Origin of the sequence: Conexibacter sp. SYSU D00693 (assembly GCF_017084525.1) — a bacterium.
GTDB lineage: Bacteria > Actinomycetota > Thermoleophilia > Solirubrobacterales > Solirubrobacteraceae > Baekduia.
In genome coordinates this window covers 1,941,715-1,960,113 of record NZ_CP070950.1, presented here as the reverse complement: position 1 = coordinate 1,960,113, position 18,399 = coordinate 1,941,715, and the positions used below count along the sequence as shown (strand labels likewise).

Below are 18,399 nucleotides of genomic sequence, written 5' to 3'. Positions count from 1 at the left end.
GTCGAGGTCCGTGTACGTGTCGATGTCGCGGCTGCGGGTCGAGGACGACCGCGTCGACGAGCTCGTGGAGGCCTTCCGCGGCCGCGCGCGGCTGGTGGAGGGCCACGAGGGCTTCGTCGACCTCCAGGTCTGGCGGTCCGACCGCGACCGCACCGAGGTGCTCATGGTCTCGCGCTGGCGCGACCGTGCCGCCTTCACGGCGTACATGCGCTCGGTCGACCACCGCACGTCGCACGACCGTGTGCCCGGCGACCTGCAGGCGGCGATCCGGCTCGAGCGCCTCGACCACCTGCACACCTTCGAGGTCGTCGCCGAGTGACCCGCCGCACCGCGCCGCCCTCGGGGATGGCGCCGCCCACCGAGGCCGACGGCGTCGACCTCGTCGAGCTGGCCGCCGAGGTCATCCGCCGCTACGCCGCCGCCCGGCCCGAGGAGGCCGCCGAGTACGAGCCCGGGGTCTGGGAGGCGTGGGGCCGCCACGACAACCAGCACCTGCTCAACTGGGCCATCGGCGACGCCCGGCACGGCCTGGTGGACCTCGTCGAGCAGGCGCGATGGCTCGCCGGCGTGCTCGAGGCGCGCGACTACCCGCGCGAGCGGCTGGCCTTCGACCTGCGCCTGGCCGCCGACGTCGTCGACGAGCGTCTGGGCGATGACACGGTCGTCGCGCGACTGCGTGCGGCAGCTGCCGCTGTGGCCTAGGCGCGTTTGTCAGGCGCCCACAAGTGCGTCTTCGCCCGAAGGTCGTCAGACCCCAGGATGTGACGCCCTGTCAGGTCTACCGTCGGCCCACCCGTTGCACGAGTGAGGAGAGACGATGGGCCTGACGACAGGGAACTTCCCCCCGGTCGACCCGGCGACGTTCATGGAGAAGCCGCACCTGGAGCGCGTGAAGGTGCTCTCGCGGCACTGGGCGGAGTACGGGTTCGGCGCGCCGAAGATCACGGCGCTGATCTACATCGTGAAGCTGCTGGTGTTCTACGCCTTCGGCGGCTGGGTGATCGCCACCGCGACCTCCGGGATGAACGTCTTCGAGTTCTCCCAGAACTGGGACGAGCCGATCGTCTGGCAGAAGGTCGTGATCTGGACGATGCTCCTCGAGGGGCTCGGCGTCGCCGGCTCGTGGGGCCCGCTGGCCGGCCACTTCAAGCCGATGACCGGCGGCGTGGCGTACTACGCGCGCACCGGGACGATCCGCAACCCGCCGTGGCCCGACAAGGTCCCGGGCACGAAGGGCGACGCGCGCACGCCGCTCGACGTCCTGCTGTTCCTGGGCTTCGCCGGCTCGCTGGCCGTCGCGCTCGCGCTGCCGGGCTCGAGCAGCCACGGCATCGACGAGGCGGTGGGTGCCAACGAGGGGCTGGTCGAGATCGCGCCCGTCATCAGCGCGCTCGTCTTCCTCGGGCTCCTGGGCCTGCGCGACAAGGTCGCGTTCCTGCAGGCGCGCTCGGAGCAGTACGCGCCGGCCCTGATCTTCTTCGCGTTCTTCCCGTTCGTCGACATGATCGTGGCGGCGAAGCTGCTCATCGTGATCGTCTGGTGCGGGGCCGCGATCTCGAAGCTCGGCCACCACTTCGGCCAGGTCATCCCGCCGATGGTGTCCAACACGCCGTGGCTGAGCTCGCGCAAGGTCAAGCGGATGCACTACCGCAACTTCCCGGAGGACCTGCGGCCGGCGAAGGGCGCGCTGCGCCTGGCGCACGGCCCGGGCACCGCGGTGGAGTTCCTCACGCCGCTCGTGCTGCTGTTCTCGCACAACGAGACCGTCACGGTGTGCGCCGTCGTGCTCATGCTGGGCTTCCACCTGTTCATCACGTCGACGTTCCCGCTCGCCGTGCCGCTGGAGTGGAACGTCGGCTTCATGTTCATCACCGCGTTCCTCTTCCTCGGGTACCCCAACTGGGAGGGCTACGGCCTGGGTGACATGGACGTCGCGCTGCTGATCCCGGTGGTCGCCGCGCTGCTGTTCTTCCCGATCCTGGGCAACAACCGGCCGGACCTCGTGTCCTTCCTGCCCTCGATGCGCCAGTACGCGGGCAACTGGGCCTCGGCGATGTGGGCGTTCGCGCCGGGCTGCGAGAAGCAGCTCGACGAGCACATCAAGAAGCCGGCGCTCATGCAGCGCCAGCAGCTCGTCCCGCTCTACGGCGAGGACGAGGCCGAGGTGATCATGCAGCAGCTCCTGGGCTGGCGCGCGATGCACAGCCAGGGCCGCGGGATGAACTCCGTGATGATCAACCAGCTCGGCGAGGACATCGACACCTACACGCTGCGCGAGGCGGAGTTCTCGTGCAACGCGATCGTCGGGTTCAACTTCGGCGACGGGCACTTCCACGACGTGCGGATGCTCGAGGCGATCCAGCGCCGGTGCGGGTTCGCGCCGGGCGAGTTCATCGTCGTCTGGGTGGAGTCCGAGCCGATCGGCCGCAACACGCAGCAGTACCTCGTGTGGGACGCCGGCGTGGGCGTGGTCGAGCGGGGCGAGTGGAAGGTGAGCGACTGCGTCGCCGAGCAGCCGTGGCTGCCCAACGGCCCGGTCGCGCTCAACGTGAAGTGGCGCAAGGAGGGCTACGTCCGCCAGCGCCACGCCGCACCGTCCAAGACGGTGGGCGAGGGCCCGGAGCGGGCCGCTCCCGCCCTGGCATGACGTCAGCCGTGGTCGTCGGCAGCGGGCCCAACGGGCTCGCTGCCGCGCTCACGCTGGCGGCCGCGGGCCTCGAGGTCCGCGTCCTCGAGGCCGCCGACCGCCTCGGCGGCGGCACCCGCAGCAGCGAGCTCACGCTCCCCGGCCTCCTGCACGACGAGTGCTCGGCGGCCCACCCGCTCGCGCTCGACACGCCGTTCTCGCGCCGCTTCGACCTCGCCGCCCACGGCCTGACGTGGAAGTGGGCGCCCGTCGAGTACAGCCACCCGCTCGAGGGCGGGCGCGGCGCGGCCGCGTGGCGGTCGGTCGAGGCCACCGCCGACGCGCTGCCCGGCGGCGACGGGAAGCGCTGGCGCCGGCTGTTCGGCCCGTTGGCCGAGCACTTCGGCGACATCACCTCCGACTTCATGCGGCCGATGCTCCACGTGCCCGAGCACCCGGTCCGCCTCACGCGCTTCGGCCTGCCGTCCGGCATGCCCGCCGCGGTGCTCGCGCGCGCGTGGTCCTCGGACGAGGCACGCGCTCTGTGGGCCGGCGTCGCCGCGCACGCCTTCCGCCCCTTCTCGGCGCTCATGAGCTCCGCCGTCGGCGTGACGCTCGGCACCGCCGCCCACGCCTACGGCTGGCCGGTCGCCGAGGGCGGCTCGCAGGCGATCTCGAGGGCGATGGTCGCCCTGCTCGAGGAGCACGGCGCGACGCTCGAGACCGGCGTCGAGGTGACGTCGCTGGCCGAGCTGGGCGACGCGGACGTCGTCATGCTCGACCTCGCCCCCGCTGACGCCGTGCGCGTCGCCGGCGATCGCATGCCCCGTCGCGTCCGGCGGGCCCTGCAGCGCTTCCGCCACGGGCCGGGGGCCTTCAAGGTCGAGTTCGCCGTCGAGGGCGGGGTGCCGTGGGCGCACGAGCCGTCGCGCCAGGCCGGCACCGTCCACGTCGGCGGGACGTTCGCGGAGATCGCCGCCGCCGAGCGCGAGGTCCACCGCGGGCGGATGCCCGAGCGGCCGTTCGTGCTGGTCTGCCAGCAGAGCCTCGCCGACCCGTCGCGCGCGAAGGACGGCGTGCACCCGGTGTACGCGTACGCCCACGTCCCGTCGGGCTGGACGGGCGACGCCACGGGCGCGATCGAGGCCCAGCTCGAGCGCTTCGCGCCGGGCTTCCGCGACCGCGTGCGGGCCAAGCACGTGCGCGACGTCTCCGGCATGGCGTCCTACAACGCCAACTACGTCGGCGGCGACATCGTCACGGGCGCCAACGACGCACGCCAGATGGTGTTCCGCCCGCGGGTCGCCCTGGATCCGTACGCGACGGGGATCGACGGCGTCTTCCTCTGCTCGGCGGCGACGCCCCCGGGGGCCGGCGCCCACGGGATGTGCGGCTACAACGCCGCGATGTCCGCGCTCGAGGGCGCGGGGATCGCGCCGGCCGGCGACGCGGCGCCCCTCGCGGAGGCGCCGGTCGCGGTCGGCGGCTGGTAGGCGGCGTCGCCTAGGAGGAGGCCACGGGCTGCGCGTACTGCTCGCGCAGCGGGCCCTTGCTGATCTTGCCGGTGGGCGTCTTGGGCAGCTCACCGTGCAGCTCGACGAACTTCGGCACCTTGAACTTCGTCAGGCGCTCGGCGAGGAACGCCTTGACCTCGTCGGCGTCGACCTCGACGTCGGGCTTGGGCGTGACGACGGCCATGACCTCCTCACCGCGGTGCGGGTCGGGGATGCCGATCACGGCGCACTCGAGCACGCCGGGGTGCTCGTAGAGGACCTCCTCGATCTCGCGCGGGTAGATGTTCTCCCCGCCCCGGATGATCATGTCCTTCGTGCGGTCGACGATGAAGAAGTAGCCGTCCTCGTCCTGGATGCCCACGTCGCCGGTGTGCATCCAGCCGTCGGGCTCGATGGTCTGGCGCGTGGCCTCCTCGTTGTGGAGGTAGCCGGCCATGATGTTGGGACCGCGCAGCATGATCTCGCCCCGCTCGCCGCGCTCGGCGCGGGTGCCGTCGGGGCGGCGGATCTCCATCTCCTGGCCGCGCACCGGCAGGCCGATCGAGCCGACCTTCTGCTTGCCGTAGTACGGCGTCAGCGACGACACGCAGGTGCTCTCGGTGAGCCCGTAGCCCTCCATGATCCGCAGCCCGAAGCGGTTCTGGAACGCCTCGAGCAGCTCGAGCGACAGCGGCGCGGCGCCGCAGATGACGTAGCGCAGCGAGGTCTCGCGCGGCGTCTCGTCCTCGCCGGCGGCGTGCAGCAGCGCCGAGAGGATCGTCGGGACGGCCGAGAAGGACACCGGCCGGAGCTCGTCCACCGTCTCCCAGAACGTCGAGGCGGCGAAGCGCTCCCACATGACGACCTCGCAGCCGGTCATGAGCGGCACCGCGAACGTCGCGATCTGCGCGTTGGCGTGGAAGAGCGGGAGGATCATCCCGAGGCGGTCGCCGGCGGTGAGCGGCAGCAGCTCGCCGGCCTGCGCCGCGTTGGCGTAGACGTTGCCGTGCGTGAGCATCGCGCCCTTGGGCTTGCCGGTCGTGCCCGAGGTGTAGAGCAGCGCGGCGAGGTCGCCGGGCTCGCGGGTGCACTCCGGCGGCGCGTCGGTCGTCTCGCGCAGCGCGTCGAACGAGCCGCCGTCGACCGAGAGGACGTCGCGCAGGTCGGGCATCTCGCCGCGGACCCCTTCGAGGATCCCGGCGCCGCGCTCGTCGGTCACGACCGCGACGGCCTTCGAGTGCCCGATGACGTAGCCCGCCTCGGGGCCGGTGAACTGCGGGTTGACGGGCCCGAAGACGCCGCCGGCCTTGAGGATCCCCCACCAGGCCTCGAGGAAGGCGAGCTGGTTGGGGAGCATCACCGAGACGACGTCGCCGTGCTCGACGCCCTTGGCCGCGAGGCCTGCGGCGATGCGGTCGGTCCGCTCGTCGAACTCCTTGAACGTGACGCTCTCGTCCTTCCAGCGCACGAGCGGCTGGTCGGGGTGCGCGCGGGCTTGGGTGCGCAGGAACTCGGCCAGGTTGCGCATGCGTCAGGCCTCCTCGGCAGGGGTCGGGGTCATCGCGTCCGAACCTCCCATCCCGCACGGGCCATTCGCGTGTCCCGCGGCGCCGATGCGGGCGCGGCGGCTTGTCGGCGCGCCCCAACTGCCGCTGCTCAGTCGTCGACCGCGCGGACGTGGACCTCCTCGCCGTGGGGGCCGAAGATCGCGAGGAGCTCGCACGGCCCGTCGACGCCGCTGAGGGCGTGCGGCGTCATGCAGTCGAACTCGGCGGCCTCACCGGTCTCGAGGACGTGCTCGCGGTCGCCGAGGACCAGGCGCAGCCGGCCGCTGAGGACGTACACCCAGTCGCGGCCGGGGTGGACGCGCAGCTCGGGCGTGCCGCGACGGACGGGCAGGCGGACCTTGAAGGCGTGGTGGCCGGGGCCCTCGGGATGGCGGTTGAGCGGCCAGAACGTCGCCCCGCCGCGCTTGCGCGGCGCGCTGTGGATGCGCGGGTCCTCCTGCGGGGGCGGGCCGAGCAGCTCGTCGGTGCTGACCCCGAGCGCGCGGGCCAGCGGCGGCAGGTGGTCGAGGGTGAGCCGGCGGGCGCCCGTCTCGAGGCGGCTCAGCGTCGAGGTGTCCATGGCCGCGGCCGCCGCGACGTCCGCGAGCGTCAGCCCCCGTTCGGTGCGCAGGTCGCGCAGCCGGGCGGCCACGCGCGCCTGCAGCCCGCCGGCGTCGTCAGCGTCGATGTTTGCCGACATGGCACAAGAGCTTGCCACAGCGGGCGAGCGGCCTCACGATGGGGAGCATGAGCTGGGACTGCATCGTCGTCGGAGGTGGCGCCGCCGGGCTGAGCGCGGCGCTCGTGCTCGGCCGGGCGCGGCGCCGGACCCTCGTGCTCGACCCCGGCGGCCAGAGCAACCTGCCGGCGCACGGCATCGGCGGCCTGCTCGGCCACGACGGCCGCCCGCCCGCCGAGCTCTACGCGCTGGGCCGCGACGAGCTCGCGCGCTACCCGACCGTCGAGGTGCGCGACGCCCGAGCTGCCGCGCTCTCGGGCGAGGACGGCGCGTTCGTCGTGGCGCTCGAGGGCGGCGGGGAGGAGGTCGCGCGCCGTGTCCTGCTCGCCACCGGCGCCGAGTACGCCGCGCCCGAGCTCCCGGGGATCGCCGAGCTGTGGGGCGACACCGTCTTCCACTGCCCGTTCTGCCACGGCTGGGAGGCGCGCGACGGCCGCCTCGCCGTCCACGGGTCGGCCCACGCCGCGCACCGCGCGCTGCTCCTGCGCGGCTGGAGCGACGACGTCGTCGTGCTGGCCGAGGGCCCCCCGGGCCTGACCGACCAGGACCGTGAGCTGCTCGAGCGCGCCGGCGTCCCGATCGAGGAGCGCCGCGTGGTGCGCGTCCGCGCCGAGGGCGGCCGGCTGGCCGCGGTGGTCTTCGCCGACGGCGACGAGCTGGCGCTCGACGGCCTGCTGGTCGGCGCGCCGCTGCAGTGGCGCACGGACCTCGCGACGGCCGTCGGCGCGGCGCTCACGGCGACCGGTGCGCTCGACGTCGACGAGCACGGCCAGACGACGGTCCCCGGCCTGTGGGCCGCGGGCGACGTCGGGTCGCAGATGCCCAACGTCGCGCGGGCGATCCACATGGGCCACCAGGCGGCGGCGATGGTCGTCTTCTCCTTCGTGGTCGACGAGCACGGCATCGCCTCGCCCGTCCCGCCGCGCTCAGCAGCGCAGCCGGCGTGACGCCCGCCTGACCGCGCCGCTGCGCCGCAGCACGCGCACGGCGACCCGCGCCGCGCGCGGGAGCGTCACGGCGTAGGGCCTGGCGCGGACGGTGCGCGTCCGCCGGCCGGCGGTGAACGTCGCGCGGCGCACGCCGGGGCTGCGGACCGCCAGCCTGACGCGCCCGCGCGGCAGACAGCGGGCGCTGAGCAGCGGCGCGCGCTGCGCCGACCCGCGCGACGGCGCCGGCCGCGGGGCGAGGTGCGGCGGCCGCGCGTCGGCGAAGCGCACGACGCCGCCGAGGACGCCGAGCAGGATCGCGCCGTCCGGCGCGACGGTGATCGGCGCGTAGTTGTTGTTGAAGCCCAGCGACGCGCCGCCCAGCGCCTTCCACCGGGTCGAGCCGTCGCGCACGTCGAGCGCCGTGAGGTACCACGCGTCGCTGCCCTGGTCCTTCGTGTACGTGTAGACGAGGCCCGTCTCGAGCGAGAGCTTCGGGACGACGGACGGCGCGCGCTCCTCGGACGTCCACACGACGCGACAGCCGCGGCCGTCCTCGTCGAGGTCGACGCGCGCGAGGCCCGGCGCCGCCGACGAGCCCCCGGCCAGCGACGACGCGAGCTGGTAGCCGTGGTTGTTCTCGACGACGATCGTGCGGCCCGCGACGATGAGCGACTGGTCGGTCGCCGACGCGCCCGGGCGGAAGACCGGCTGGCGGCAGACCACGCGCTCGCCGTCCGCCTCCCGCCCGCGCTGGGCCACCACGACGTGCATCGGGTCGGCGTTGTCGGTGAACGCCACGAGGTCCTCGCCCATCAGCGTGGGCGTGGTCCCCGACCCGGCCTGCGTCTGGCCCGGCTTGACGACGCCGACGTCGTCGTAGGCCAGCCGCCAGACCGCCCGCGGGACGCCGTCGTCGCCGGCCTCGAAGCGGTAGAGCGCGGCGTCGGTGACGAGCGAGACACTGCCGTCGCGGTCGACGGCGAAGGAGTTGCCGATGCCCTCGCCGGTCGGCGTCGCCCGCACCGTGCCCGAGGCGAGGTCGACGGTCCCCACGACACCGCGCGAGGTGGCGAACCAGATGCGCCCCGACCAGTCGGGCAGTGCGCTGATGACCGAGTCGCCGTCCGCGACGGCGCTCGTCAGGGCGACGTCGGCGACCTGGCGCAGCGACGGCTCGGGCCCGACCTGGACGACGCGCACGTGGCGGTCGGCGGTCGGGATCACCGCCCGGTCGCGGTCGTCGAGGAAGAAGTAGCCGCCCCCGCCGAACGACGTGAGCGGGTTGCCGGTGCCGGCCAGCGGGTTGCGCGGCGGGAGGTCCAGCGCCGCGCGCTCCTCGAGGGTCACCGGGTCGAGCACCCGCAGCGTCGGCTGGGCCAGCCCGACGCACACCGTCACCGCCTGCCCGCGCGAGTCGAAGGTGATCGACGCGCACTCCTGGACGAAGAGCCGCGACGCCGTCCGCCGTGTCCCGTCGCCCAGCGGCGCGACGCGACCCGGCGCGACCGTGTCGGTCTGGAACGCGTCCTCGTGGAGGTTGGAACGGCCGTTGGGCGCCATGTGCGGGTGGCGCGGCACGGCGAAGGCGCCGTCGAACGGCCGGGGCTCGACCGCGGCGCCGACGTACACCGGCGCGCTGCCGCGCGTGACCTCCGGGATGGGCAGCTGGGCGCCCGCGGGCGCGGCGGCGCCGAGGACCAGGGCGACGACGGCGGCGAGCAGGCGGCGCGACACCGCCGCGAGCCTATGCCGGAAGCTGGAGCGCCTGCCGGCGCACGGCCCCCGGCGGCGTCCCGACGACGCGCTTGAACGCCCGGGCGAACGCCGCCTCCGAGCGGTAGCCCAGGCGCGCGGCGAGCTCGCCGACCGTCGTCTCACCGGCGCGCAGCGCCTCCGTGGCCACCTGCATGCGCCAGCGCGTGACGTACTGCATCGCCGGCTCGCCGACGAGGTCGGTGAAGCGCGCCGCGAAGGCCGAGCGCGACATGGCCACCTCGCGTGCGAGGGCGGCGACCGTCCAGTCGCGCGCCGCGTCGCGGTGGATGAGCGCGAGGGCGGCGCCGACCTGCGGGTCGCGCAGGGCGCCGAGCCAGCCGCGGCGCGCCGACGGGTCGTCCTCCAGCCAGGCGCGGATGGCCTGGATGACCAGGACGTCGGCGAGTCGCGTGATGACCGCCTCGCCGCCGGGGCGCAGGTTGCGCGCCTCGGCCGCGATGAGCCGGACGGTGCCGTCGGTCAGCGCGTTGTCCAGCCCGCGCGCGGCCGGGACGACGAGGGTCGGCGGCAGCAGCGCGACGAGGCTGCGCGCCGCCGGGTGGTCGAAGCGCACGGCGGCGCAGACCATGGTGGTCGGCGCCCCGTCCCCGCCGTGGCGCAGCAGCTCGTAGCGCGGCGTGAGCAGCGTGCGGTCGAGGCTGAGGATGCCCGGTGCCGGGGCGCCGGGGTCGCTGCGCAGGACGTGGCCGTGGCCGTGCGGGACGAGCGCGAGGTCGCCGGGCCCGAGCTCCACCGGCTCGCCGCCCGGAGCCTCGAGCCGCGCGCGGCCCGCCGTGACGACGTGGAACCAGAGGTAGCCGTCCATCGCCATGAGCTCCATGCCCCACGGCGCGGTCAGCTCGGAGCGGCAGTAGAAGGCGCCGTCCATGTGCAGCGCGTGCAGGGCCTCGCCGAGCGGGTCGGCGAGGGGGAGGCGGTCTGGCGTCTGCATGCGCCCATCATCCCGGCGCGCGCACCGCGCGTCCGACGCCCGTGGACGATCGGGCATGGATCACCGACGAACGGTCATTCACACGCCGGGCGCTGCGGCGCAAGCTGGACGCCATGACCACCACCAGCACCATCACCCTCCTCGGCGGCACCGGCAAGACCGGCCGCCGGATCGCCGAGCGCCTCGAGGCCGCCGGCGCCGACGTCCGGCTCGGCTCGCGCCGCGGCACCCCGCGCTTCGACTGGGAGGACGCGTCCACCTTCGCCCCGGCGATCGCGGGCTCGCAGGCCCTGTACGTCGCCTACGCCCCGGACCTCGCCGTGCCCGGCGCGGGTGAGGCGGTCGCCGAGGTCGCGCGGCTGGCCACCGAGGCCGGGGTGCGGCGGCTCGTGCTCCTCTCGGGCCGCGGCGAGGAGGAGGCCCAGCGCGCCGAGCAGCTCGTCGCCGAGCACTTCCCGGGCCGCACCGTCGTGCGCTGCAGCTTCTTCGCCCAGGGCTTCAGCGAGAGCGCGTTCGCCGAGGGCATCGCCGCGGGCGAGCTCGCCCTCCCGGTCGGTGACGTGCGCGAGCCGTTCGTCGACGCCGAGGACATCGCCGACGTCGCCACCGAGGCCCTGCTGCAGGACGGCCACGCCGGCGAGGTGTACGAGCTGACCGGTCCGCGGCTGCTGAGCTTCGCGGAGGCGGCGGCCGAGATCGGCGCCGCGCTCGGGCGCGAGGTGGGCTTCGTGACGGTGCCGCTCCAGGCCTACCTGGCCGAGCTGGAGCGGGCGGGCGAGCCGGCCCAGGTCGGCGAGCTGCTGGGCTACCTGTTCACCGAGGTGCTCGACGGGCGCAACGCGCGGACGACCGACGGCGTGCAGCGCGCCCTCGGGCGTGCGCCGCGCGACTTCGCCGACTACGCGCGCCGCGCCGCGGCCGAGGGGGCGTGGGACTGACCGCGATGACCGAGCCGCGAGCGAGCGGGAGCGGGGTAGCGTGCCCCCGCCCGCCCGCAGCCGGTCCGTGCGTCAGGCCTTGGCGGCCTGGCGCAGCGCGTCGCGGAAGGCCCGGTCGGCGGCCCGGACCGCCTGACGGTGGGCCTTGCGTGCGGCGCGCAGGCTCGTGTGGGCGGCGCGCAGCGCCGCGTTGCGGGTCCGGCGGGCCTCGGCGATCGCCGCGCGGCGCTCGGCCTCCGGCTTGGCCTTCGCGGCCTCGACGGCGGTGCGGAAGGCGCTGCGGGCGTCCTTGACCGCGGTGCGGTGGGCGGCGACCGCCTCGCGCAGGGTGGCGCGCGCGGCGCGCACGGCGGCGGCGCGGTCGGTGCACGCCTTGGCCGCGGCCGCCTCGCCGGCGTCGGAGAAGCGGGGGGAGGCCTCGACGCGCTGCACGCAGCGGTCGCCGGTCGGCTTCGTGGGGTCCTGCTTGGCGACGGCGGGGACCGTCGCGCCGGCGGCGGCGCCGGTGGCCGCCAGGACGAGGAGGAGCTTGCGCATGCGACCAGGATCGGCGTCGCGCGCGGGTTCGCGCACCCCGCTCTCACACGATCCTCAGGGATGCCGGCGGCGGCGATCGCGCCCGCGGGCAGGTAGCGTCGCGTCCCTATGCGCGTCTTCGCCTCCGCCGTCCTCGCCGCCGCGGCCCTCGGGCTCGCCGCCTGCGGGGACTCCGACGACTCCGGGGGGTCGTCGTCCGACAAGGACCCCAAGGCCATCCTGACCGACGTGGCCAGCGCCGTGCGCGGCCTCGAGAGCTACCACCTCGACATGAAGGTCAAGGACAAGGACGGTCCCGGCACGCTGACCGCGGACGTCAACAAGGACGGCGACTTCAAGATGACGCTGTCCCAGAACGGGCAGGGCTTCGACGTCCTCGTCGTCGACAAGGCGACCTACCTCAAGGCCGACGGCGGCTTCTGGAAGAGCCAGGCCAGCGGCCAGCAGGGCGAGCAGCTCGCCCAGGCCCTCGGCGGCAAGTGGGTCAAGTCCAAGCAGTTCGCCGCGACCGACCTCACCGGGGTCGTCGGGATGCTCCAGCCCGAGACGCTGGCGCACTGCCTGACCACCGACGTCGGCAAGGTCACCAAGAAGGGCGACGGCGAGGTGGGCGGCCAGAAGGCAGTCGTCCTGGCCGACGACGGCTCGAACCCCGGCGGCGTCGCGGGCGAGCTCTACGTCGCGGCCGAGGGCAAGGCGCTGCCGCTGCGCATCGTCCAGACCGGCACCAAGCGCACGCCCGGCCAGGGCGACAAGCGCTGCGGCAGCGACAGCGGGGACACGTCGTCCTCCGACGTCACGCTGAGCAAGTTCGACGAGCCCGTCGACATCGCCGCGCCGAAGGACACCGTCGACCTCGACGCGCTCCAGCAGTCCCAGCAGCAGGGCTCGAGCTAGCCCGCTCGCCGCATACGCGGGCGGTGGCGGCGGCCGGCCTCAGGCCGTCGTCGCCGCCGCCCGCAGCGCGCGGTCGACCGCGTCGGGCTCCAGCAGGTGCTCGACGACCATCATCGCCGCGCCGATCACGCCGGCCCGGTCGCCGAGCCGGCTCGTGACGATCCGCAGGTCGCGCGTGGCGAGCGGCAGCGAGCGCTGGAAGACGACCTCGCGCACCCCCGCGAGCAGATGCTCGTGGACCTCGCCGATGTCCCCGCCCACGACGATGACCCGCGGGTTGAAGAAGTTCACGCAGGCGGCGAGGACCTGGCCGAGGGCGCGGCCGCCCTCGCGCACCGTGCGGATCGCGCCCGCGTCGCCCTCGCGCACGAGGCGCACGACGTCGCGGCTGGTGCGCGCGTCGTAGCCGGCGGCGGCGAGCTGCTGGGCCAGCGCCCGGCCGCCGGCCACGGCCTCGAGGCAGCCCGTGTTGCCGCAGCGGCAGACGACGTCCTCGCGGTCGGTCACGACGATGTGGCCGATGTCGCCGGCCGCACCCTCGGCGCCGCGGTGGATGCGCCGGTCGCTGACGATCCCGCAGCCGATGCCGGTGCCGACCTTCACGTAGAGCAGGTGCTCGACGTCGCGCCACGTGGCCCAGTGCTCGCCCGCGGCCATGATGTTCACGTCGTTGTCGACGAGGACGGGGACGTCGGCGCCGAAGTGCTCGGCGAACCACTCCGGGATGGGGAAGCCGTCCCAGCCGGGCATGATCGGCGGGTTGACCGGCTGGCCGGAGTCGTGGGCGACGGGGCCGGGGATGCCGATGCCGATCCCGCGCACGTCACCGGGGGCGCGACCCGCGTCGGCCAGCAGGCCGCCGAAGCGCCCGTGGACCAGCCCGAGCACCGCCTCCGGCCCGTCGGCGATGTCGCGCTCGAGCGCCACCTCGGCCAGCGGCGTCCCCGCGAGGTCGCTCACCGCCAGGCGCGAGTGGGTGGCGCCGAGGTCGGCGGCCAGGACGACGCCGGCGCGGTGGTTGAAGGCCAGGCGCCCCGGCCGCCGGCCGCCCGTCGAGGCGCTGTCGCCGGCCTCGACGATGAGCCCGCTGGCCAGCAGCGCGTCGACGCGCTGGGTGACCGTCGAGCGCGCGAGGCCGGTGTGCTCGGCCAGCGCGGCGCGGGTGACGGCGTGGCCGTCGCGGATGACGCGCAGCACGGTGCCGGCTCCCGCCGCCGCCGGGCCTGAGCGCGCGCCACCCCCGTCCGTGTTGGCCATCGGGAGCCGTTGTACCAGACTCCCGACCGAGTTCCGACGGGCTTCCGTCTAGAACGTGGCGAACTTCTGCTTGACTTCCGTCGGAAGTCCGGACTACGGTCGCCTCGCATGTCGCTGCGGGTCGCAGTCGCCGGAACCGGCTTCATCGGTGCCGTCCACGCCCAGGCCGCCAGGGCCGCGGGCGGGACCGTCGTCGGGGTCGCCGCCTCGACGCCCGAGCGCGGGCGCGCCGCGGCCCAGCGGCTCGGGGCCGAGCGCGTCTTCGAGGACGCCGCCGAGCTCGTCACGGCCGACGACGTCGACGTCGTCCACGTCTGCACGCCCAACCACCTGCACGAGGAGCTCTCGCGCCTCGCGCTCGAGGCGGGCAAGCACGTCGTCTGCGAGAAGCCGCTGGCGCTGGACCTGGCGGGCGCCCGGCGCCTGGCCGACGTCGCCGCCGCCGCCCCGGGCCGCACCGCGGTGCCCTTCGTCTACCGCTACTACCCCACGGTCCACGAGGTCCGCCACCGCGTCGCCGCGGGCGAGGCCGGCGCCGTGCACCTCGTCCACGGCAGCTACCTGCAGGACTGGCTGCTCACGCCCGACGACGACAACTGGCGCGTCGACGCCGACCTCGGCGGCGCCTCGCGCGCCTTCGCCGACATCGGCTCGCACTGGTGCGACCTGGCCGAGTTCGTCACGGGCCACCGCGTCACCCGCGTGAGCGCGCGCACGACGACCGCGGTGCCCGAGCGCCGGCGCGACCCCGGGCGCGCGGCGTTCGCCCGCGCGAACGGCGACGACGCCGTCGCCCGTCGCGTCACCACCGAGGACGCGGCCATCGTGCAGTTCGAGACCGACGGCGGCGCGCTGGGCTCCGTCGTGGTCAGCCAGATCTCCGCGGGGCGCAAGAACCGCCTGTGGCTCGAGGTCGACGGCGCGCACGAGGCGCTCGTCTTCGACCAGGAGGACGCCGAGACGCTGTGGCGGGGCCGCCAGGACATGGCGACCACCATCCGCCGCGACCCGGCGACCCTGTCCCCCGAGGCGGCGCGGCTGGCGATCCTGCCGGCCGGCCACCCGCAGGGCTACCACGACTGCTTCCGGCTCTTCGTCGCGGACGTCTTCGCGGCGATCGAGACCGGCGAGGCGCCCGACGGGCTGCCGACCTTCGCCGACGGCGTGCGGGCCGCGCAGATCACCGAGGCGGTGCTGGCCTCCGCGCGCGAGCAGCGATGGGTCGACGTGGCGGCGGGCGAGCCGGCGGGGGTGGCGTCGTGAAGCTCGGCTTCCTCACCGCATGCATGCCCGAGCGCTCGCTGGACGACATCGCCGCCTGGGCGTCGATGCAGGGCTTCGAGGCCCTCGAGCTCGCGGCCTGGCCGGGGGCGGGCGACCGGCCGTTCACCGCGACGCACCTGCACGCCGACCGCTTCGACGAGGCTGAGGCCGACCGCGTGCGCACCGCGCTCGAGACGCGCGGGCTGACGCTCTCGGCTCTGGCCTACTACGACAACAACCTCCACCCCGACCCGCAGGAGCGCGCGGCCGTCCACGCGCACGTGCGCGCGTGCATCGACGCGTCGGCGGCGCTCGGCTGCCCGCCGGTGGGGACGTTCATCGGGCGCGACCCGTCCAGGTCGGTCAGCGAGAACCTGCGCGAGGCGGAGGAGGTCTTCAAGCCGCTCGTCGACCACGCCGGCCAGCGCGGCGTGCGGCTGATGATCGAGAACTGCGTCATGGAGGGCTGGCACCCCGACGGCGCGCCGGGCAACCTCGCCTACTCGCCCGAGCTCTGGGAGTGGATGTTCGACCAGGGCCTCTGGCTGAACTTCGACCCCTCGCACCTGCTGTGGCTGGGCATCGACCCGGTCGCGGCGCTCAAGCCCTACGTCGGGCGCGTCGCGCACGCGCACGCCAAGGACGCCGAGACCTTCCCGGAGCAGCGCAACCGCTTCGGCTTCTTCGGGCGGCTGTCCACGCGCGACGAGGACCCGTGGGACATGGGCTGGTGGCGCTATCGCATCCCCGGGCTGGGCGAGGTCGACTTCCGCCGCTACGTCGACACGCTCTACGAGGGCGGCTTCGACGGGGTGCTGTCGGTCGAGCACGAGGACCCGGTGTGGGGCGGCACGCCCGAGCGCATCGAGCAGGGCCTGCGCGTCGCCCACACCCACCTGCGCCCGATGGTGGTCGGATGACGGCGGTCCTCGAGGTCCGCGGGCTCACGAAGGAGTTCCCGGGCGTCAAGGCGCTGCAGGGCGTCGACCTGGAGGTCCGCGCCGGCGAGGTCCACTGCCTGCTGGGACCGAACGGCGCCGGCAAGTCGACGCTCATCAAGTGCGTGTCGGGCGCGCACGAGCCGACGTCCGGCGAGGTGCTCTTCGGCGGCGAGCCGCTGCCGTCGGGCGACCCGGCGGGCTCGCTGGCGCGCGGCGTCGCGACGATCTACCAGGAGCTCGACCTCGTCGAGGACCTCACCGTCGCGGAGTCGATCTTCCTCGGCCACGAGCCGCGCCGGCGGCTGCTGATCGACCGCCGCAAGATGGAGGAGGACGCGCGGGCGATCCTCGCGCGCCTGGACCACGACGCGATCCCGCCGCGGGCCCGGATCCGCGCGCTGCGCCCGGCGGCGCAGCAGGTCGTCTCCATCGCCCGCGCGCTGTCCAACGCCGAGGTTCGGCTGCTCATCATGGACGAGCCCTCGGCGATCCTCGACGAGGGCGAGGTCGAGACGCTGTTCGGGGTCGTGCGGCGCCTGTGCGAGGAGGGCGTCGGCGTCATCTACATCTCGCACCGCCTCGACGAGATCCGCCGCATCGGCGACCGCGTCACGGTGCTGGCCGACGGGCGCACGACGGCGGTCGGCATCCCGGCCTCGACGCCGACCGACGAGCTCGTGGCGCACATGATCGGCCGCCGCGTGGAGCAGCTCTACCCGCAGCGCCCGACCGCGACGGGGGACGTGCTGCTCGAGGTGCGCGGGCTGCGGCTCCTGCCCGCCGTGCGCGGCGTCTCGCTGGAGGTCCGGGCCGGCGAGGTCGTCGGCCTCGGCGGCCTCGTGGGGTCGGGGCGCAGCGAGCTGCTGCACGCGATCTACGGCATCGACGTGCCCGAGGAGGGGGAGGTGGTCGTCGGAGGGGAGCCGCTGGCCCCGGGCTCCCCGGCCCGGGCGATCCGCGCCGGCCTCGGGCTGGCGCCCGAGGACCGCAAGTCCCAGGGGCTCGTGCTCGACTGGTCCCTGGCCAAGAACGCGAGCCTCGCGGACCTCGGGCGCTTCTCCCGTCGCGGGCTGCTGGACGTGCAGGCCGAGCGCGAGCAGGTCGCCGCGCGCCTGCGCGACCTGCACACCGTGCCCGACGACGTCGAGCGCGCCGCGCGGCTGCTGTCGGGCGGCAACCAGCAGAAGGTCGTGCTGGCGCGGTGGCTGCTGCGCGAGTGCCGCGTCCTGCTGCTCGACGAGCCCACGCGGGGCGTCGACGTCGCCACGAAGGCCGAGCTCTACCGGCTGATCGCCGACCTCGCCCGGGCGGGGCTCGGCGTCCTGATGGTGTCCTCCGAGCTCGAGGAGCTCGCCGGCCTGTGCACGCGCGTGCTCGTCATGCGCGAGGGCGAGGTCGTCGCCGAGCTCGACGGCGAGCAGGCCACCGAGCGCGAGCTGCTGCGCCACGCCGTGGCGCCCACCGAGTCCCCCGTCCTGGCCGAGGAGGTCGCCTAGATGTCGACGGTCGCCGACCGTCCCCAGCCGCGCGGGATCGCCCGCCTGCGCGGGCTGGAGCTCCAGGAGTACGCGCTGGCGCTCGTCGTCGTCGCGCTGTTCGTCACGGGGGCGATCCTCAAGCCGGACACGTTCCCGACCTGGGACAACATCCGCAACATGCTCACGCAGGCCAGCGTCATCGGCGTGCTGGCGGTGGGCATGACGTTCGTCATCGCGACGGCGGGCATCGACCTGTCGGTCGGGTCCATGGTCGCGGCGGCGGGCGTCTTCGGCGGGATCATGGTCGACCCCGAGGGCGGCAGCCTGCTGTTCATCGTCTCGGCGATCGCGTTCGCGACGCTCATGGGGACCGTGAACGCGACGGCGGTCGCCTACGGGCGCGTCGTCCCGTTCATCGCGACACTCGCGATGTTCTCCATCGGCCGCGGTGTCGCGCTGCTGCTCAACGACAAGCTGCCGGTGGGCCTGCTCGACCTCAACGGCGGCTCGTTCGGCGACCCGGCGGCGTTCTCGCTGCTGTGGTTCGGGACGGGACGGGTGCTCGGGCTGCCGGTGTCGGTCTACGTCTTCCTCGGCGTGACGGTCGCCGGCTGGGTGCTGCTCAACCGCACCCGCTACGGGCGCTACGTCGTCGCCGTCGGCGGCAACCGGGAGGCGGCGCGCATCGCCGGCGTCCCGGTGCGCCGCGTCATCTTCAGCGTCTACGCGCTGTCGGGACTGCTCGCGGGCATCGCGACGGTCCTGCTCTGCGCGCGGCTGGGATCGGCCTCGCCGGTCAGCGGCAACCTCTACGAGCTCGACGCCATCGGCGCCGTCGTCATCGGCGGGACGAGCCTCGCGGGCGGCCGCGCCACGATCGTCGGGACGTTCCTCGGGGTCCTGACCTTCGCGCTCATCTTCAGCCTGATGACGCAGCTCAACCTGTCCACGGAGGTCCAGCAGGTCACGAAGGGGGCGATCGTCCTCGGCGCGGTCCTGCTGCAGCGGCCGGAGTCCCGGTGGTGATGGCCGGGATGCGGTCGTGCA

17 protein-coding genes are annotated in these 18,399 nt (G+C 74.6%); 11 read left to right on the top strand and 6 right to left on the bottom strand.

Features of this window, described 5'->3' with window-relative positions; genetic code table 11:
- Window positions 1–10: 10 nt before the first annotated feature.
- The 4 genes from JUB12_RS09690 (at window position 11) to JUB12_RS09675 (ending at window position 4,119) form a co-directional block, all read left to right on the top strand.
- Entirely contained in the window at window positions 11–319 is a 309-nt protein-coding gene (locus tag JUB12_RS09690; RefSeq protein WP_205699424.1) for an antibiotic biosynthesis monooxygenase, read from the top strand.
- Window positions 316–702 (top strand): hypothetical protein, encoded by a 387-nt coding sequence (locus JUB12_RS09685; protein WP_205699423.1) that lies wholly within the window; start codon window positions 316–318, stop codon window positions 700–702. Before JUB12_RS09690 ends, JUB12_RS09685 begins: the two co-directional genes overlap by 4 nt.
- 115 nt (window positions 703–817) lie before the next feature.
- On the top strand, window positions 818–2,647 hold the full coding sequence (locus tag JUB12_RS09680; RefSeq protein ID WP_205699422.1) for a DUF3556 domain-containing protein: 1,830 nt from the start codon (window positions 818–820) through the stop codon (window positions 2,645–2,647).
- Window positions 2,644–4,119, top strand: a complete 1,476-nt coding sequence (locus JUB12_RS09675) for an NAD(P)/FAD-dependent oxidoreductase (RefSeq protein WP_205699421.1) — start codon at window positions 2,644–2,646, stop codon at window positions 4,117–4,119. Before JUB12_RS09680 ends, JUB12_RS09675 begins: the two co-directional genes overlap by 4 nt.
- Window positions 4,120–4,129: 10 nt before the next feature.
- On the opposite strand, the gene JUB12_RS09670 is transcribed toward JUB12_RS09675, so the two are convergent.
- Together JUB12_RS09670 and JUB12_RS09665 are read right to left on the bottom strand one after the other, a co-directional pair.
- Window positions 4,130–5,647: a class I adenylate-forming enzyme family protein gene (locus tag JUB12_RS09670; RefSeq protein ID WP_205699420.1), complete on the bottom strand. Its 1,518-nt coding sequence runs from the start codon at window positions 5,645–5,647 to the stop codon at window positions 4,130–4,132.
- Between the two features lie 128 nt (window positions 5,648–5,775).
- Complete coding sequence (locus JUB12_RS09665; RefSeq protein WP_205699419.1) at window positions 5,776–6,366, bottom strand: helix-turn-helix domain-containing protein; 591 nt, start codon at window positions 6,364–6,366, stop codon at window positions 5,776–5,778.
- Between the two features lie 47 nt (window positions 6,367–6,413).
- Between JUB12_RS09665 and JUB12_RS09660 the strand changes: the two genes are divergently transcribed.
- Window positions 6,414–7,352 (top strand): NAD(P)/FAD-dependent oxidoreductase, encoded by a 939-nt coding sequence (locus JUB12_RS09660; protein WP_241004480.1) that lies wholly within the window; start codon window positions 6,414–6,416, stop codon window positions 7,350–7,352.
- Here the strand turns inward: JUB12_RS09660 and JUB12_RS09655 are convergent.
- Complete coding sequence (locus JUB12_RS09655; RefSeq protein ID WP_205699417.1) at window positions 7,332–9,068, bottom strand: hypothetical protein; 1,737 nt, start codon at window positions 9,066–9,068, stop codon at window positions 7,332–7,334. The genes JUB12_RS09660 and JUB12_RS09655 overlap by 21 nt on opposite strands.
- Window positions 9,069–9,078: 10 nt before the next feature.
- Complete coding sequence (locus JUB12_RS09650) at window positions 9,079–10,041, bottom strand: AraC family transcriptional regulator (protein ID WP_205699416.1); 963 nt, start codon at window positions 10,039–10,041, stop codon at window positions 9,079–9,081.
- 113 nt (window positions 10,042–10,154) lie between these two features.
- Between JUB12_RS09650 and JUB12_RS09645 the strand changes: the two genes are divergently transcribed.
- Complete coding sequence (locus tag JUB12_RS09645) at window positions 10,155–10,979, top strand: NmrA family transcriptional regulator (RefSeq protein WP_205699415.1); 825 nt, start codon at window positions 10,155–10,157, stop codon at window positions 10,977–10,979.
- A 72-nt stretch (window positions 10,980–11,051) separates the two neighbouring features.
- Here the strand turns inward: JUB12_RS09645 and JUB12_RS09640 are convergent, their stop codons facing one another.
- Window positions 11,052–11,516 carry a hypothetical protein gene (locus tag JUB12_RS09640; RefSeq protein ID WP_205699414.1) on the bottom strand — a complete coding sequence of 155 codons (465 nt, stop codon included), beginning with the start codon at window positions 11,514–11,516 and terminating at the stop codon, window positions 11,052–11,054.
- Window positions 11,517–11,624: 108 nt separating this feature from the next.
- Here JUB12_RS09640 and JUB12_RS09635 point away from each other — a divergent pair, with 108 nt between their 5' ends.
- Window positions 11,625–12,413, top strand: coding sequence for an LppX_LprAFG lipoprotein (locus JUB12_RS09635; RefSeq protein WP_205699413.1), 789 nt, complete (start codon window positions 11,625–11,627; stop codon window positions 12,411–12,413).
- Window positions 12,414–12,452: 39 nt separating this feature from the next.
- On the opposite strand, the gene JUB12_RS09630 is transcribed toward JUB12_RS09635, so the two are convergent.
- Window positions 12,453–13,670, bottom strand: coding sequence for an ROK family transcriptional regulator (locus JUB12_RS09630; protein WP_205699412.1), 1,218 nt, complete (start codon window positions 13,668–13,670; stop codon window positions 12,453–12,455).
- Window positions 13,671–13,778: 108 nt separating this feature from the next.
- Here JUB12_RS09630 and JUB12_RS09625 point away from each other — a divergent pair, with 108 nt between their 5' ends.
- Genes JUB12_RS09625 through JUB12_RS09610 form a run of 4 tightly spaced genes read left to right on the top strand, consistent with a single transcriptional unit; the run spans window position 13,779 to window position 18,378 of the window.
- Complete coding sequence (locus tag JUB12_RS09625) at window positions 13,779–14,933, top strand: Gfo/Idh/MocA family protein (protein ID WP_205699411.1); 1,155 nt, start codon at window positions 13,779–13,781, stop codon at window positions 14,931–14,933.
- Window positions 14,930–15,853 carry a sugar phosphate isomerase/epimerase gene (locus JUB12_RS09620; RefSeq protein ID WP_205699410.1) on the top strand — a complete coding sequence of 308 codons (924 nt, stop codon included), beginning with the start codon at window positions 14,930–14,932 and terminating at the stop codon, window positions 15,851–15,853. Before JUB12_RS09625 ends, JUB12_RS09620 begins: the two co-directional genes overlap by 4 nt.
- The gene (locus tag JUB12_RS09615; protein ID WP_205699409.1) at window positions 15,850–17,370 is read left to right on the top strand and encodes a sugar ABC transporter ATP-binding protein; all 1,521 of its coding nucleotides are present in this window, start codon (window positions 15,850–15,852) and stop codon (window positions 17,368–17,370) included. The genes JUB12_RS09620 and JUB12_RS09615 overlap by 4 nt, the downstream gene beginning before the upstream one ends.
- The gene (locus JUB12_RS09610) at window positions 17,371–18,378 is read left to right on the top strand and encodes an ABC transporter permease (protein WP_205699408.1); all 1,008 of its coding nucleotides are present in this window, start codon (window positions 17,371–17,373) and stop codon (window positions 18,376–18,378) included.
- Window positions 18,379–18,399 lie beyond the last annotated feature (21 nt).